Annotated in this window: 16 protein-coding genes and 2 pseudogenes; 6 read left to right on the top strand and 12 right to left on the bottom strand. The window is 68.9% G+C overall.

Features of this window, described 5'->3' with window-relative positions; genetic code table 11:
* Positions 1–11: 11 nt before the first annotated feature.
* On the bottom strand, positions 12–1,124 hold the full coding sequence (locus tag OG852_RS45115; RefSeq protein ID WP_330350948.1) for an MBL fold metallo-hydrolase: 1,113 nt from the start codon (positions 1,122–1,124) through the stop codon (positions 12–14).
* 182 nt (positions 1,125–1,306) lie between these two features.
* Here OG852_RS45115 and OG852_RS45110 point away from each other — a divergent pair.
* Positions 1,307–1,625, top strand: a pseudogene (locus OG852_RS45110) (membrane protein insertase YidC); the annotation flags it as partial.
* Between the two features lie 73 nt (positions 1,626–1,698).
* Here the strand turns inward: OG852_RS45110 and OG852_RS45105 are convergent.
* From OG852_RS45105 to OG852_RS45090, 4 genes and pseudogenes are all read right to left on the bottom strand, one after another.
* Complete coding sequence (locus OG852_RS45105) at positions 1,699–2,022, bottom strand: CocE/NonD family hydrolase (protein ID WP_133916978.1); 324 nt, start codon at positions 2,020–2,022, stop codon at positions 1,699–1,701.
* A gap of 250 nt (positions 2,023–2,272) precedes the next feature.
* Positions 2,273–2,506 (bottom strand): annotated as a pseudogene (locus tag OG852_RS45100) (oxidoreductase); the annotation flags it as partial.
* Between the two features lie 179 nt (positions 2,507–2,685).
* Entirely contained in the window at positions 2,686–3,582 is an 897-nt protein-coding gene (locus OG852_RS45095; protein ID WP_133916977.1) for an aminoglycoside phosphotransferase family protein, read from the bottom strand.
* Between the two features lie 434 nt (positions 3,583–4,016).
* Positions 4,017–4,397, bottom strand: a complete 381-nt coding sequence (locus OG852_RS45090; RefSeq protein WP_330350947.1) for a winged helix-turn-helix transcriptional regulator — start codon at positions 4,395–4,397, stop codon at positions 4,017–4,019.
* 88 nt (positions 4,398–4,485) lie between these two features.
* Here OG852_RS45090 and OG852_RS45085 point away from each other — a divergent pair, with 88 nt between their 5' ends.
* Positions 4,486–5,415 carry an NADP-dependent oxidoreductase gene (locus tag OG852_RS45085; RefSeq protein WP_133916975.1) on the top strand — a complete coding sequence of 310 codons (930 nt, stop codon included), beginning with the start codon at positions 4,486–4,488 and terminating at the stop codon, positions 5,413–5,415.
* On the opposite strand, the gene OG852_RS45080 is transcribed toward OG852_RS45085, so the two are convergent.
* Together OG852_RS45080 and OG852_RS45075 are read right to left on the bottom strand one after the other, a co-directional pair.
* A complete protein-coding gene (locus OG852_RS45080; protein WP_133916974.1) occupies positions 5,405–5,746 on the bottom strand; it encodes a hypothetical protein in 342 nt (113 codons plus the stop codon). The two genes, OG852_RS45085 and OG852_RS45080, sit on opposite strands and share 11 nt — an antisense overlap.
* Positions 5,747–5,920: 174 nt before the next feature.
* On the bottom strand, positions 5,921–6,637 hold the full coding sequence (locus tag OG852_RS45075) for a DUF1963 domain-containing protein (protein ID WP_330351616.1): 717 nt from the start codon (positions 6,635–6,637) through the stop codon (positions 5,921–5,923).
* Positions 6,638–6,989: 352 nt separating this feature from the next.
* Between OG852_RS45075 and OG852_RS45070 the strand changes: the two genes are divergently transcribed.
* The 3 genes from OG852_RS45070 (at position 6,990) to OG852_RS45060 (ending at position 8,733) form a co-directional block, all read left to right on the top strand.
* Positions 6,990–7,307 (top strand): transposase, encoded by a 318-nt coding sequence (locus OG852_RS45070; protein WP_330347656.1) that lies wholly within the window; start codon positions 6,990–6,992, stop codon positions 7,305–7,307.
* Positions 7,304–8,209, top strand: coding sequence for an IS3 family transposase (locus OG852_RS45065; RefSeq protein ID WP_330347655.1), 906 nt, complete (start codon positions 7,304–7,306; stop codon positions 8,207–8,209). Before OG852_RS45070 ends, OG852_RS45065 begins: the two co-directional genes overlap by 4 nt.
* A gap of 161 nt (positions 8,210–8,370) precedes the next feature.
* Entirely contained in the window at positions 8,371–8,733 is a 363-nt protein-coding gene (locus tag OG852_RS45060) for a hypothetical protein (protein ID WP_330350946.1), read from the top strand.
* 602 nt (positions 8,734–9,335) lie between these two features.
* On the opposite strand, the gene OG852_RS45055 is transcribed toward OG852_RS45060, so the two are convergent.
* The 3 genes from OG852_RS45055 to OG852_RS45045 all read right to left on the bottom strand — a co-directional run bounded on the left by OG852_RS45055 (position 9,336) and on the right by OG852_RS45045 (position 12,352).
* Positions 9,336–10,325 carry a tyrosine-type recombinase/integrase gene (locus tag OG852_RS45055; RefSeq protein WP_330350945.1) on the bottom strand — a complete coding sequence of 330 codons (990 nt, stop codon included), beginning with the start codon at positions 10,323–10,325 and terminating at the stop codon, positions 9,336–9,338.
* Positions 10,322–11,125, bottom strand: a complete 804-nt coding sequence (locus OG852_RS45050; RefSeq protein WP_330350944.1) for a tyrosine-type recombinase/integrase — start codon at positions 11,123–11,125, stop codon at positions 10,322–10,324. The genes OG852_RS45055 and OG852_RS45050 overlap by 4 nt, the downstream gene beginning before the upstream one ends.
* Before the next feature lie 126 nt (positions 11,126–11,251).
* Positions 11,252–12,352 (bottom strand): tyrosine-type recombinase/integrase, encoded by a 1,101-nt coding sequence (locus tag OG852_RS45045; RefSeq protein ID WP_330350943.1) that lies wholly within the window; start codon positions 12,350–12,352, stop codon positions 11,252–11,254.
* 362 nt (positions 12,353–12,714) lie between these two features.
* On the opposite strand from OG852_RS45045, the gene OG852_RS45040 reads away from it, so the two are divergent.
* Complete coding sequence (locus OG852_RS45040; protein ID WP_330350942.1) at positions 12,715–13,206, top strand: DUF1877 family protein; 492 nt, start codon at positions 12,715–12,717, stop codon at positions 13,204–13,206.
* 205 nt (positions 13,207–13,411) lie between these two features.
* On the opposite strand, the gene OG852_RS45035 is transcribed toward OG852_RS45040, so the two are convergent.
* Together OG852_RS45035 and OG852_RS45030 are read right to left on the bottom strand one after the other, a co-directional pair.
* Positions 13,412–13,936 carry a hypothetical protein gene (locus OG852_RS45035; RefSeq protein ID WP_330350941.1) on the bottom strand — a complete coding sequence of 175 codons (525 nt, stop codon included), beginning with the start codon at positions 13,934–13,936 and terminating at the stop codon, positions 13,412–13,414.
* 255 nt (positions 13,937–14,191) lie between these two features.
* Positions 14,192–14,815 carry a hypothetical protein gene (locus OG852_RS45030; protein ID WP_133916970.1) on the bottom strand — a complete coding sequence of 208 codons (624 nt, stop codon included), beginning with the start codon at positions 14,813–14,815 and terminating at the stop codon, positions 14,192–14,194.
* Positions 14,816–14,847 lie beyond the last annotated feature (32 nt).

Genomic DNA, 14,847 nt, shown 5'->3' with positions numbered 1-14,847 from the left:
GGGCGTTTTCGTCAGCGCACGGCGAAGTGCATCAGGTCCGAGCCGACAAGCATGCGGCCGCCGTAGGCGGCATCGCGTGCGCTGTCGCGCAGCAGGCGGCGCCAGGTGGCGTCGCTGACCGCGGTCTGCTGTCCCGGGCTGAGATGGGTGGCGATCAGCGTGCCCGGGTCCGCCTGGGCTGCGATACGGCCGAGTTCGGCGACGTCGGTGTGGCCGGCCAGGATGTGGTCGATCAGCGTCTGCGGCAGTCCGAGGCCGGCCAGCCCGTCGGGGTACAGGGCCTCGTGCACCAGGACGTCCGCGCCGCGGGCGAGCGTCACCAGGTTCGGCGTCGGCGCGGTGTCGCCGGAGAAGACGACGCTGCCGTGATCGGTGTCGAACCGGTAGGCGTAGGCCGGGAACACCGCGCCGTGCGGGACCAGGACCGCGCTGACCTTGACGTCGTCGTTCTCCATGACGGTGAAGGGCCGCATGGCCGGTGCGGTCCGGGCGGGCGAGGCCCGGAGGTCTGCGGGCGGCAGGACGTCGTGGACGTTGAGCAGGGTGGCCGGGTCGATGGCCGCGTGCTCGGTCATGAAGAAGGTTGGGGAGGCGGCGCAGGCCTGCCCTGCGAGCCGGGTCATCTCGACCGTTCCCGGCAGGGGCCCGGGAGCGCCGGACACGCTGGAGGCGATGCCGGCCGGCCCGGGGCCGTATACCTCGACAGGGCGCTGGAAGCCCTGCGTGCCCGAGGCGCCGGCCGCCAGCAGGGGGAAGGCATAGTAGTCGACGATGTGGTCGGCGTGCAGATGCGTGAGGAAGATACCGGCGAGCGAGGGCATCGAGAGCCCGGCGCGCAGGTACTGGGTCACGGCACCGCGTCCGCAATCCACAACGTATGTACGGCCGTTGACGACCAACGCGGAGGAGATGCCGTAGCGGGCCGCAAGCGGCGGGGGCCCGCCGTTGGTGCCCAGCAGAGTCAGTGCCAAGCCCTTTGCGGGCGTCTCCGACACCGTGGCGGCCGACGCCTGCTGAGAGGCCGGCAGCGATACGGCGACGGCGGTCGCCGATGCCGCCACCGCCCCGAGCAGGGATCTGCGGGATGGACGTGCGTCCGGGGGATCGCCCATCGATTCACACATGGCGGGACAGCTCCTTCGTGCGGCTCGAATCGTGCCCTGCCACAGTCATCACCGGACGCAGCAGGGTCTACGGTCCGGCGCGCAGCATGAGGTTGCGCGAAGTGAAGGCCGCTTCCCTTGCGCGGTCAGGTCGCCGTGCCACCACGAGCTCCGGCGACGGCGGCGCCGGTGCTACGTCGGAGCAGGCGGGCCTCGCGCCCCAGGCCGACGGCACCGTGGTGACGAGCGAGAACCAGGTCGTGACGCAGACCGAGGACGGTACGACCATCGCCGTCACCCAGCGTCAGCAGCCCAAGCGTCAGACCAAGGCCCAGCGCCGGTCCGGGGGCCCACATGGACGGGCGACGCCACGTCGGCCACCCCGCTGGAGAAGTCCGACGAGCCGCAGGACGCCAGGCCCGCCACTGCGAAGCAGCCCCAGAAGCCCGGCCGCGGCAGCCGCTCCAAGGCCCAGTCATGACAGCGCGAGGTCCGCAGCGGCCCAAGTCCCCGTCCATGCGGGCAGTCTCGACTTGCAGAAACTGGTCGGCCGTGAGGGTTGAGGCGCTGGAGGCGCTGGAGGCGCTCCAGGAACTCACGCACGTGGCCGTGCACCGAGAGACGCGCATGACGCGGCCAAGGCCGCGACACGGATGCGGTGGCCGGCCCGGAACAGGTACGCGGTGGGCGACAGGGTGACGGTGACGCATGACAGTTCGTCGGCGGGTGCGACGCCGGTGAGGCCGTCGCAGATGTTGGTGGAGCGTCCCTGGGGGTCGACGTCGCAGATGCGCACGAACAGGTCTGCGTGGGGCAGGCTGGAGCGGAACCAGATGTCGGCGCCGACGTCTCCGATCATCTCGAGGTCGTCCGTGAGGGTGTCGTTGGTGTAGGTGAGGACGTCGGGGCGGGCTTCCAGCGAGGCGGGGGCGGCGGCCGGCGGCCTCCAGACACGTGTAGTCGCGCAGCTGGCCGATCAGTGCCGCGGCACCTTCGGAAGCATCAGCTTTTGGATGAGCCCTGCGCACCTTTCACCGCACACGGCGTGCGGCGAACGCGCCTCTGGACAGCGGCCTTTGCCCCCGTGGTACTCGAAGATCACCAGGATGCCTCCCGAGTTCCATGGACACGCATGGCCCACACCGGAAGGACGGTGACGGGTCGGGCTTTCAGGCCCGCGCTGTCAGGGCCCGTTTGGGGAAGGCGGTGGCGGTCAGTTCCTCCGAGACGGTCCACAGGCGTCGGGCGGTGGTCGGGTCGCTGGCCGCCTCGGAGCGGTTGACCGGGGTCGGGGCGCCGCGGAACTCGCCGAAGCCGTCGGGTCCGACGTAGCTCGCGCCGGGCAGGTCCTGGACGGCGGCATACAGCGTGGCCAGCGCGCCGGCGTCGGTCTCCTGCGCGAGCAACACTGTACTGACCCCCCACGACCGTCTGACCGCTTCGACGAGTACAAGCGCTATGTCGCGCCGGCCGATCTACGCGGCTGATCGCCCTGCTGCACCCGGAAGACCAGCGCACCCGACGCGGCCGGCCGCCTCAGGGCACCACGGCAGGCTGACCCCTGCGCGCCCGCCGCGGCACATCACACACCCTTCAGAACGCGATCGAGTGCCGCCCGGCCCGCAGGTCCCCAGTGCGGTTTGCCGCCGGGAAGGCCCTGGTCCCCGTTCTGCCCCATGAGCATCAGGAAGAGGCTCTTCATGGCGGCCAGCCCGCGGGCGCGCCGGATCGCCGCCTCGTCTGCGTGCGCGTACATGGAGAAGAACCGTGAGGCCGTGCCCGCGGGCAGCAGCACCCATGCGGCGGCGAGGTCCCACGCCGGATCGCCGGCGAACATGTCGCCGAAGTCGACGATGCCCGAGAGCGTTCCGTCCGAGACGACGACGTTCGCGGGATGGAGGTCGCCGTGCACCCACACCGGCGAGCCCTCCCACGCGGGGGCCGCGACGGCGTCGTCCCAGACGGCCCGGACGTCGGCGGCGACGTCTTCGGGGGCAGTGGCCTGCAAGAAGTTCTCGAAGCCGTCCGTGCAGTCCTTGGGATGGCCACCGCGGTCCACGGCGATCGGCGCCTCGGCGGGTGCCTCCACGTGGAGCGCCCGGAGGAAGCCCGCCAGTGTGTCGGCCGCGTGGTCGCCGCGGCTGATCGAGCCGTGGTCCAGCGGCTCGCCGGGAACCCATGTCATCACGGTCCAGTGCTTGGGGAAGCGCTCGGAGGGTTCGCCGAACCGGACCGGGACCGGCACCGGGAGCGGCAGGCGCGGGGCCAGCACGGGGAGCCACCTCCGCTCCTTGAGCTGAAGCTCGGGGGTGGGGTCCATGCGCTGCATCCGCACGGCCAACTCGTCCCCGAGGCGCCACATTTGATTGCCCCAGCCGCCCACCACCTCACGAATGGCCAGCCCTGCGAGGTCTGGGTGTTGCTCCCGCAACAGATCGCGGACCAGGTCCGCGGTGATCTCGATCTCGGTGTCGGTCATGCGAAGTCACAGTACTGAGGCGGCAGGCGGAGCGGTTCTCGCTCTTTCGAACCTCTCGTCGCGATTCCTCTGGCATCACCCATCCGGTTTCAGAGAGCCGCACACCCACACGGCGACGACCGTGTCCGGGCCGCCCGTCCTGACGGGGTCCCGGACGCAGCTGGGCTCCGGCCTCGCGGGCACGGGCGAGTCGCGCGTTCACTGCGATCGCGGCCGCGGTGTCGGTCGGCGCGTCAGGCGGCTTGGGTCTTCTCCTCCTGGCGGCGCCTGTCGTCCTCCCGTTGCCGGGTGCGTTCGCGTTCCGCGTCGGCGGCGAGCTCGTCCTATACCACGGCCTCGGTGTCCGGGTCGTACGGGCAGCCGACGGTGGCGAGCGGCTGCACGATGCGGCACGATACGCGCCCCTCCGAGACTTCGGTCGGGCCGCTCGGGCTTCAGCCGCCGTGGGCGACCGGATCGGGACCGGCGTCGAGCGCATCGAGTACCGCGTCGCCGTTCGTCCTTGCCCACTCGGTCAGCACGTGGATCGGATCGATCAGGGTCGCCCCGAGCGGGGTGAGCTCGTACTCGACGCGGGGCGGCACCTCGGCGTAGGCATGGCGGCGGATGAGTCCGTGCGCCTCGAGCCGTCGGAGCGTCTGGGTGAGCATCTTGCGGGAGATGCCACCGATCAGCCCGATCAGCTCGCCATGGCGCACCGGGCCCTTGCTGAGGCCGTAGAGCACGACCACCGTCCACTTGTCGGCGATCAGCTCGACCGCCAGACGCGCCGGACAGTCGGCGAGAAAGGGATCCCCGGGACCGAAACCGCTCATGGCGCCAAAGGTACCCGCGCCACGGGCACCTGCCGGTTCCTATCGGAAACCTAGCCTGGTTCTCTCCCCTTCCCGAGCCAGGAGAGTCATGCGAGTCATCACCCAGCACACGCTCGGCGGTCCCGAGGTGCTCACCGTCGTGGACGCGCCCGAGCCCCAGCCCCTCCCGACCGAAGTCCTCGTCCGTGTCAAGGCGATCGGGCTGAACCCGCTGGAGGCACGCCTGCGCGCCGGCGAGTTCCCGCTGCTCGGCCGGCCCCCGTTCGTCCTCGGCTGGGACATCAGCGGCGTGGTCGAGGAAGGGCCGCAGACATGGCGGTTCAGGCCCGGGGACGAGGTGTTCGGGATGCCGCTGTTCCCGCGGGCGGCGAGCGCGTACGCCGAGGTCGTGTCGGCTCCGGCGTTGCACCTGGCGCGCAAGCCGACGTCGCTCTCGCACGTCGAGGCGTCCGCGCTGCCGCTTGTCGGACTGACGGCGTGGCAGGGCCTCGTCGACCTCGGCGGCGTGAGGGAAGGGGACCGCGTCCTCGTCCATGGCGGTGGTGGCGGGGTCGGTCATGTCGCGATCCAGATCGCGAAAGCGCTCGGCGCGCACGTGGTGACCACTGCCAGCGCGAGCAAGCGGGAGTTCGTCGAGGCGGTCGGCGCCGACGAGGTGATCGACTACACGGCGGTCGACTTCACCGAGGCGGTCCATGACATCGACGTCGTGCTCGACACGATCGGGGGCGACACCGTCGAACGGTCCCTCGAAGTGCTCCGCCCGGGCGGTCACCTGGTGACGGCGGTCGCCGAGGAAGACGTGAAGCTCATAGAGAAGTTCGAGGCGGCCGGCATGCGCTTCAGCGGCATCGCGGTCGACCCCGACCCCGTCGGCCTGCAAGGTCTCGTCGAGCTCGTCGAAGAGGGCAGACTTCGAGTCCACGTGCAGGAGACGTTCCCGTTCGAGCGTGTGGCCGACGCACACCGGGTGATCGAGACCGGTCACCTCCACGGCAAGCTCGTCCTCACCATCTGATCCCGTCGCGGGCCTCCCGTGAGCGAGGCAGCGCGGAGAAGGGCCGTGTGCCCGCGCAGGACGGTGGCGCACCGGTGTTCCCCGCCGTCGGGCGCAAGGCCGCCGCACAGGACATCGGGTGACCGGCCGTCATGGTCCGTACCCGGTCGGCCCCGCCTCGGAATGGCGGCTCGTCGCCGTCGCGGGCGTCGGCCTGTACGCGCATCACGGCGACCGCCTCACCCAGGTCCCCGGCCTCCTCCAGCGCCTGCGCCAGCCGCTGCACGGTCTTCTCCCGTCCGTCTGTCGCGGCGTGGGCGCGCAGTTCCCCCATCCGGCCGTGCCGGGCCACCAGGTCGGCAAGCTGATGGCAGCCGTTGAACGAGGTGATCTGCCGACGGCCAATCAGCTCGATGGCCTCGTCCGTACGGCCCTGGCGCTCGCGGATCGCCGCGAGCAGGGCGATCGGCGCGTCGGGTTCGACATCGCGGCATCACCACGGCAGTCGAAACACTCGTGCCCGGGGTCAACAGCAGAGGACCTGTGCCGTTGCTTGGCGGAAGTCGCCTGCCGCGAATGCCTTGGCCGGGATCGTGAAGTACAACGTTCCGGCGTCACCCCAACCCCATCCGAGTTCGGTGTCCTCGGCGAGCTGGAGTAGATGGACGGCAGCGCCGTCGGAGTCGCGGGACGACACCTTCAGCGTGTACGAGGTGTCCGGCCAGCCGAAGGCGCAGTGACTGCCGGCGGTGTTTCCATCGAGATCTCCCATCTCGCTGAGGATCAGCGATGGCGCTCCCCAGTGCCGGCCCCTGTCGAACTCCACGTCGTCGTCCTCGACGTCCCAGCAGTCCGGAAGCATGGTCACCTCGGCCGCGTGGACCGGCATCGCCGCATAACTTCTGGCTGGTCGGGGGGCTGTCATCACGACTGCCCGTGCCGGATCGGCGGGGATGACGCGACACATCCCAGGTCCGGACAGGTCCAGTTTGCGGTACTCCTCGTACGGCAAGTCCGGATCCAGGTAGAAGAAGTTGAGCAGGCCGGGCCGTACGGGGAGCTCGGTGCCCAGCCAAGCAGCGAGAGCATCCGTGTCCAGCACCGCGTGCAGGGACAGCGGTACACCGTTGTGTTCGGGCCAAGGGGTCTCCGGTTCGATGAGGGCAGGACCCCCAAGCCGACACTGACCGGTTGCCTGGGCCCTCCCAGGTGAGCGGCTCAGCCGAAAGCCGCGGCGTGCCATGGCGGCGAACTGCCGACCGGCCGTCTCACCGAGCCGCTGGGTGCACACGTCGTTCAGGCTGCCAGGATCGTCGAACTGCATGCCAGGATCCTGCCAGCCTCTGTCTGACCGCGGCCACCTTGGGCGCGACGAGACGGCCACGTATGGCATCAACGGTTTGATCTGGCCCCATTTTTCCGGTCTGAGTTGGCTCCACCGGCGGGGCGCGTGGGAGCGTTGGGGGGTTGTTCCGGCTTGAGTTGGCCCCACCCCGCGGTGGTCTGGGACGCTCGCGGTAGGTCGCCATGAAGCTTCCCCTTGATCGTGGATACCTGGACACTGGGCTGTGTGAGCCCAGAGGAAGCAGTGCCAGGTGGGAAGCAAGTACACGAAGCGGTACTCGGAGGAGTTCAAGCGGGACGCAATCGCGCTCGTGGCGTCCTCGGGCCGGACGGTGACCGAGGTCGCCCGGGAACTGGGCGTCAGCTCGGAGAGTCTGCGGGGCTGGGTGAAGAAGGCGAACGGTGCCGGGCAGGCCGCCGCGGGGGCGCCGGTGGCCGCCGGTAGCGGGCTGGATGCGGCCGAGCGGGAGGAGCTCAAGCGGCTGCGCAAGCTCGCCGCCGATCAGGCCAAGACGATCGAGATACTGAAAAAAGCGACGGCCTTCTTCGCGAAGGAGAGCGACCGGTGAGCGAGATATACCGGTTCATCCGTGCGGAGAAGGCCCATTTCACCGTTGTCCTGCTGTGTGCCGTCCTCGGCGTGGCCCGTTCCTCGTACTACGCCTGGGAAGCCGGGGAGCAGGCCCGCTTGGTGCGCGAGCGTGATGACCTCGCCCTGGTCCACGAGATCACCGTCATCCATGTCGCATCGAGGAAGACGTACGGCGTTCCGCGCGTCACCGCGGAACTGCGCCGCCGTGGCCGCCTGGTGAACCGCAAGCGCGTCGAGCGGCTCATGCGCGAACACGGCATCGCCGGTCACAGCCGTCGCACCGGGCGTCGCAGCCTCACCCGCGCCGACCGCAAGGCCGCGCCGGCGCCGGACCTGATCGGGCGTGACTTCACCGCCCCGGCCCCCGGCCTGCGTGTGGTCGGCGACATCACCTACGTCCCCACCGCCGAGGGCTGGCTCTACTTGGCGACCTGGCTCGATCTGGCGACCCGCGAGGTGATCGGCTACTCGATGGCCGACCACCACCGCGCCGGCCTGGTCGTCGACGCCCTGGACATGGCCGCCGGCCTGGGCCACCTGGAAGACGGCTGCATCATCCACACCGACCGCGGATCGGAGTACACCTCCACGCAATTCCGAGACAGGCTCGGCAAGTTGGGGCTACGGCAGAGCATGGGCAGGACCGGGATCTGCTTCGACAACGCCGCCGCGGAAAGCTTTTTCGCCGTGCTGAAAGAGGAGATCGGCACACGCATCTGGGACGACCGGGCCAGCGCACGAGCCGACATCTTCACGTTCATCGAGACCTACTACAACCGCAGGCGCCTGCGCAGGCACCCCGAGTGGGGCTACCTCACACCCCACGAGACCCGCCAGCGCCACCAAGGAACGAAACCAGACCACGCTCTCGCCGCGTGACGGAAACGTGTCCAAGATCACGGGGAAACTTCACCGTGAGGGGGCGATGCCGGGTGGCATCCTCGAAGGAAGGGCTGTTCCTGTTGATCCGCCGGGATTCGTGGCGGGAGGGGCTGTCGGTTCGCGCGCTTGTGCGGAAGTACCGGGTCCACCGTCGGCTGGTGCGTGAGGCCCTGTGCTCGACGGTGCCCGCGCCGAGCCGGACGCCGCGGCGGTCCTCGCCCAGGCTGGAACCGTTCAAGAAGACGATTGATCAGTGGCTGCTGGACGACCTGGATGCTCCGCCGAAGCAGCGGCACACCGTCAACAGGATCCCGACCCGGCTTCAGCAGGAGGCCGGCGCCGACATCGCCCACTCGACCGTGTGGGACTACGTGCACCGGCGTCGGCAGGAGATCGCCGAGACGGCCGGGGCGACACCGGCGGCAGGGTTCGTGATCCGCCACAACCAGCCCGCCACGAACGCGTCGACCTGCTCTGCATCGATCTATGCCGAGACCGCGACTATGCCGAGCGGGGTGTGAGCGTGGCTGGCTGCAACCGGTGACGGATTTGCTTGTTCCGCATAGTCGCGGCGCTCTGCTGCTGAATGGCTGCTCGGCTTCTGACACACTGGTGCCATGACAGTGCAGCGAAAGGACCATGCCGCGTAGGCGTCCTTCGGACCTGCGCTCGGACCGCCGGAGGTTCGCGGTTGAGCGTGGGCGATACTCGAAGATCGGTCAGGTTTCTGGCTCGGCGCAGGCCGAGATCATCCGTTTGGAGCGAACTCGCTTCGCGCCCGGTGACCTGGGCAAAGCCCTGGCTGCCTGGAGTGAGTTGGCGCATACTCCGCGACGGCGTTCGCCTGACGTTCGCACCGGCTGCGGTGAACCTTCCTGCTGTCCACCGGAGCCGGACGAGTGGCGGGAGCTCCTGGAGATCGCCATGCATGCCCTGCCTTCGAAGTCTGCGCGCGAGCTCGCCCGCATCGTCGGGCGTCTGGACAGCAGGATTCTCGATCACCCGGCCTTGAGACACACCGTTTCACCGTGCGGTCGTTGGTGGCATTTCAGTCGGTGGCCGTGGGAGGACTGACTGCGATGGCATTGAGCCGGGGCTCACCCCGCAGCCAGGCCGATCGACGTCACAAGCGGTCGAGGAAGGCGAGGATCTTGTCGGTGGGTTGGTAGCGGCCCGGGCGGGCGGTGACCGGTGCGGTGAGGGCGAGGGCCTTCTCCTTGATGGTCATGTCGGCGTGGACGTAGGCGTCGGTGGAGCGGACCCCGGCATGGCCGAGCCAGAGCGCGATGACCGTGGTGTCGACACCGGCCTGCAGCAGCGACATGGCGCAACTGTGCCGCAGGACGTGCGGGTGGATGCTCTTGTCCAGCAGGGACGGACAAGTTTGCGCGGCGGTCTGCGCGTGGGTGCCCAGTCGCTGTGCGACGGCGTCGCGACTGAGGCGCCGTCCTGTGCGGGTGCAGAACAGAGGGTCACCGCGGCGTCCGGCGCGCTCGTTCAGCCAGGAGCCCAGCAGGTTCTGGACAGGGCGGTCGAGCGGGACGGTGCGCTGTTTGCGTCCCTTGCCCTCGCAGCGGACGGCGGCTCCGTCGCCCAGGGTGATGTCGTCGCAGTTCAGGCTGGTGAGTTCGGATACGCGCAGGCCGGTCTGGACGGCCAGGGCCAGCATGACCTTGTCCCTTCTTCCTTCCCAGCGTTTCGAATCCGGTGCCGCCAGCAGCGCGTCGACCTCCTGGCTGGTCAGGAAGGTGACGGTCCTCTTGTCGAACCGCTTCGGCGGGATGTCCAGGACCCGCTGGATGAGTAGCGCGTGTTCCGGGTGCTGGAGGGCGGCGTAGGAGAACAGGGAGCGGATCGCGGTCAGGCGGACGTTGCGGGTTCGGGTGCTGTTGCCGCGCTCGTCCTCCAGGTGATTGAGGAACGCGGAGATCACGTCCGCGTTCAGGTCGCTCCAGTCCAGTTTCGCCGGGACAGTCCCGGTCCGCTGCTGGACGAAGGTGAGCAGGAGGCGGAGCGCGTCGCGGTAGGCGGCGATGGTGCGGGGGCTGGCCTGGCGCTGGCGGGCGAGGCGTTCGGTGAAGAACGCCTGCAGGGTGGGTGCGATCAGGGTCATGGGCGGGCCGCTTTCCGGACGCCGTCGCGGCGGGCGGCGGCCAGGGCGAGCAGTTCCGGGGCCGCCGACAAGTACCAGTAGGTGCAGGCCGGTTCGCGGTGTCCCATATAGGTCGACAGCGACGGGATCTTCGCCTGGATGCTGTCCTCGGTTCGATACCACTGGAGCAGGGTTCGAACGGCGAAGGTGTGCCGCAGCTCGTGCAGCCGAGGTCTGTGCGGGGCGTCGAGGCCGACGCCGGCAGTATCGACCAGGGCCCCGAAAACCGGATGCACGCAGGCGTAGATCAGCCGCTTGCCGGTGAGAGAGACGAAGAACGCGGGGTCCTTGGGCCTGGGCATCAGCCTTTCGCGCAGCCTGTCGTACTCGCGCAGCGCGTTCGTGGCGCTGTCCTGCAGCGGGACCAGTCGGGATTTGCCGAACTTGGACTCACGGATGTGCAGCACGCCCTCGGTCCAGTTGATGTCGTCCCTGTCCAGCTTGATGGCCTCACCGATGCGCAGGCCGGACGCGGCCAGCAGCCCGATCAGCGTGTGATAGGTCGCCGCCCGCAACGGCTGAGGGATCGTCTCTTTGGCCGCGGCCATGATCGCTGCGATGTCGGCATCGGAGTAGAGGAAGATCTGGCCCCGGCGCCGGTTGTAGGGCACCAGTCCCAGCGGTGGCACCTCGGTTGCCCGGTCGATCCCGCTCAGATAGCGGGCGAACCCGCGAACGGCGGTGATCCGTCGAGGGCTGACCGTCGTGACCACCTCGGGCTCGCGGCTCTTCATCCACTCCAGTGCGGCGGCGACGGTCACGGTCTGTTCGCCGCGGTCGTCCCATGAAGCTCACGAAGTCCGGCAGCAGATACGCCGCTTCGGCCATCTGGTGCCCCAGCGAACGGCGGAGCCGCAGGTAGTCATCGACCGCTTGGCGAAGATCGGTCACGCCGCCTCCGTCCCGGGCCAGGGCTGGGCGACCGCGCGCAGCGCGACGAAGTCGACCTTCGCATAGAGCGCGGTCGTGGCCAGGTCCTGATGCCGGAGCACCTGCCCGATCGCGGTGAGCCCGGCGCCGTGACGCAGCATGTCGGCGGCCAGAGCATGACGCAGCCGGTGCGGTCCGACCTTGGAAGAGCCGGCCCGCAGACAAGCCCGTTCCACGACGTCGCCGACCAGGTCCGCCCGGATCGGCCCGCGCGGAGCCTTGCAGGTCAGGAACACATGGCGGGCCTTCAGATGCGGTCTGGGGCCGGACAAGTAGGCGACCAGGGCCTCGCCGACGTCGGCGGGCAGCGGGAGCCGGTCCTCACGGCGTCCCTTGCCCCGGACCACAATCTCGCCGCAGCGCCAGTCCACATCGTCCAGCAGCAGCCGGGCCACCTCGATCGAGCGCAGCCCGAGCCTGGCCACCAGTATCAGGATCGCGTAGTCGCGGACGCCGACCGTCCTATCGCGCGGAGTGTGGTCCAACAACCGCTGGACGTCGCTGGCCGCCATCGTCGGCGGCACAGAGGCGAAGCGCCAACCGCCCACCGGAGGCACCGCGCCGCCGAGCTTCATGGGGATTGCGCCGTGCAGGTGAAGGAACCTCATCAGCGACCGCAGTTCGGCCACCCTCCCCTTCGCCGATCCCGCCGAGACCCTGGTGCATTCCCGGAGCAGGAACGCGTTCAGGTCCGCCCCCGTCAGGCCCTCCGGCGTGAACTCCCCATCGACCATTGCCTGTTCGGTCAGGAAGCGTCGCGCGGTGTTCGCGTAGCGCAGCATGGTTGAGGCCAACAGGCCACGCTCGGATTCCATCCAGCACCGGTACCGCTCCAGCAGAACCTCCGCCGGCGAGGGTGTCACCTGCGGCGCGGGCACCACCCCGGCCTCACGCAGGTACGTCATCAGCGGGACCATGCCGCGCGGCCCCGCCACCCGGCGACGCCCCGCTTGCTGGAGATCGGAAAGGTGCTGGTTCACCCGCTTCTCGTCCAGATCTGCGGCATCGAGGCCCTGCCTGGAGAGCCACAGGCCGACCTGCCCCAGATGCTTGAGCATGTTCCTGGCGGTCTGGGTCGTGTACCCGCGCTCCGCCAGCCATGCCCGATAGCCCTCGACATGCGGTGCCAGAGCACCCGCCTTCCGACGCGTACTTCCGAATGGCATCGCCACCCCCTCGCGAGAGCACCCTGCCCCCTCGCTCACGAAGCTGCCCGGCACGGACTATGCAGAGCCACGAACAGCCGAAACCCCACGAAGGAGCGGAACAACGCACACGGCTTCGGCATAGTCGCGAGCTCGGCATAGGCCGATCTATGCGGATATCGGCATAGATCGACGAACTGGGCTACCTCGAACTGGACCGCCGGCCGTGTGGTTGGATCACGCGGAACGAATCTTCGCGGCGGTGGGAGGACACCATGGCGGCTCGCGCGGTGCTCTTCGCTCTGGAGGCCCAGGACGCCGAACGCTTCCTGGCCTGCCAGGACGACGACGAGGTCATCGAACTCGTCACAGAGGTCGAGGACCAGTGGGACACGGACCACCTGTTCGAACTCGACAAGTCCTGGGACGCCCTGCACCGGTGCTTCACCGACGGCGACCTCGCCTTCGACAACGGCGACTACCCGTTGTCGCACGTCATCCTCGGCGGAGTGCCGTTGCACGGAGGCGACGACTACATCGTCTGCTACGTCACTGCGGACCATGTCCGCGAGGTCGCGAAGGCCCTGGAGCCACTGGACGGGCCGTGGCTGAGCGATCGCTTCGTCACACTCACGTTCGACGCCTACCAGGGCACCGGCGACGCCGACGACATCGCCTACACCCAGGCGTTCCTGCCCGGACTGAAGAACTTCTACCTCACTGCGGCGCAGAACGACCGAGCGGTCATCTTCACCGTCAGTCAGTAGACCGGGGCCAACGCAAGCCGGAACCCGGGGCCAGCTCAGACCAGAAGCAGCTCTCGCTCGATGTTCTGGTGGGGCCAACTCGGGCCGGAAAAGTGGGGCCAGTTCAAGCCGTTAACGCCACAGGTAAGGGATGGTCCGCCAGTCAGCTGTCACGGCCGCGCCGCCCCACGCAGCCCACCGGTGGCGTCGGCCCGTAGCCGGCGGCCTACTTCGGAACCCGGTCCGCCAGGGCGAGGACTGTGACGATGTAGCCGCAGGTGCCGAACACCATGACAAGCCAGCTGAGGGCCGTGTGGAGTACCAAGGGGGTGCGGCGGGTGGCCATTCCCAAGTACACGCGTGCGGCCCTGCTCACGCGGGGCTGCGCAAGGGGTGCGGCGCCGCAGGAGCGTTGCAGGGCCCGACGCAGGGCGGCACGGCCGGCTGCGCTCTTGAGCCCCAGACACACCCCGTTCATGTCGCGGACCAGGACCAGGCGTTCCGAGACACCGGACCGGGAGAAGTAGGTGCGCAGTCGGACGGTGCTGATCGCGGACAGGTCGACGGTGCGCTCACCGGTCAGCGTCCGTGCCGTCAGGCAAGGTCCACTGGTGTGCGCAGGGGGCCTCTCCTCGTACGTCTCACCGAGGATGAGAAACCCGGTCGGTGCGGAGAACAGTGCCAGGAGAATCGCGGAGTCGGCAGGAAGCCATCCGAAGGCCGCCGGAACGAGTATGACGAAGGGTGACACCAGTGCCGCTCCGGCGACGGCGACCCAGCGGCGTGCACGTCGGCGAACGGCCGCTGGAGTCGTCACCGGGACAAAAGACCCCCGAGTCCTCTTCATTCCCTCCCCCTTGATCGCTCACAGACCAGCGTGACGGAAGACCTGGGCACGATCGACTGGCCTGACAGGCAAAGAATGTCCCATTGCCGTTGCCAGGAGCGGGAAGAGAGCCGGCGCGGACAGCCGGACCCACAGCACGGAACCGACATCGACCTACCCTCAGCCTCTCAGGTCCTGAACCGCGTCGATCACGCTGTCCACCACCTCGGTCACCGGCTTGGACGCATCGATGATCGTCGCGCCGTGGCTTTCGTAGATCGCTCGCATCCGAGGATTCCACTCCAGGGCGGCCGCGAGCTCCTCGGGATGTTGACCGAACGGGTTCGTAGTGCGGGTCGCGAGCCGGTGGCGGAGGGTGTCCTCGTTGATCACCAGGCAGATGATGGCGTCGAAAAGGTCGCGGACGTCTTCCTCGTTCTCCGCCGACCCACACAAGAACGAAATGCGCAAACGAGACGCCTCGACGAGGGTCTCCACGCGCTCGCGGACGATGACCCATCCGTATCGATCGAGCCAGCCTTCGGGTACCGGATACGGAGGATCCATCACGACCTCGCCCGTGACTCGGTCGATCCAGCGGCTGAAGCCGTCCTCGTCGGCGTCGAGCGCGACGTGACCGCGCGCCCGCAAAACCCCGCAGACAGTGGACTTACCGGTCCCTGAATTGCCCGTCACCCACACCACTGTCACGCCGCCAGCGTAGGCATGGAGGCCCGGGCAGCGCAGTAGGTGGACGGCGAAGGCCTCGGGCCGCTGCCGTGCCAAGTGCACCTGACGGGTCACCTGCTCCCTGCCGAGCTCTCCGGCAGGGAGCG

Source organism: Streptomyces sp. NBC_00582, from assembly GCF_036345155.1.
Classification (GTDB): Bacteria; Actinomycetota; Actinomycetes; order Streptomycetales; family Streptomycetaceae; genus Streptomyces.
The sequence above is the reverse complement of the archived record's forward strand: the minus strand, read 5'-3'. Positions and strand labels throughout refer to the sequence as shown.

Bases quoted from the DNA above. Each gene is read 5' to 3' on its own strand.
- OG852_RS45115 (WP_330350948.1), bottom strand. From the start codon at position 1,124: ATGTGTGAATCGATGGGCGATCCCCCGGACGCACGTCCATCCCGCAGA.
- OG852_RS45095 (WP_133916977.1), bottom strand. From the start codon at position 3,582: ATGACCGACACCGAGATCGAGATCACCGCGGACCTGGTCCGCGATCTG.
- OG852_RS45090 (WP_330350947.1), bottom strand. From the start codon at position 4,397: ATGAGCGGTTTCGGTCCCGGGGATCCCTTTCTCGCCGACTGTCCGGCG.
- OG852_RS45085 (WP_133916975.1), top strand. From the start codon at position 4,486: ATGCGAGTCATCACCCAGCACACGCTCGGCGGTCCCGAGGTGCTCACC.
- OG852_RS45075 (WP_330351616.1), bottom strand. From the start codon at position 6,637: ATGGCACGCCGCGGCTTTCGGCTGAGCCGCTCACCTGGGAGGGCCCAG.
- OG852_RS45055 (WP_330350945.1), bottom strand. From the start codon at position 10,325: ATGACCCTGATCGCACCCACCCTGCAGGCGTTCTTCACCGAACGCCTC.
- OG852_RS45045 (WP_330350943.1), bottom strand. From the start codon at position 12,352: ATGCTCAAGCATCTGGGGCAGGTCGGCCTGTGGCTCTCCAGGCAGGGC.
- OG852_RS45040 (WP_330350942.1), top strand. From the start codon at position 12,715: ATGGCGGCTCGCGCGGTGCTCTTCGCTCTGGAGGCCCAGGACGCCGAA.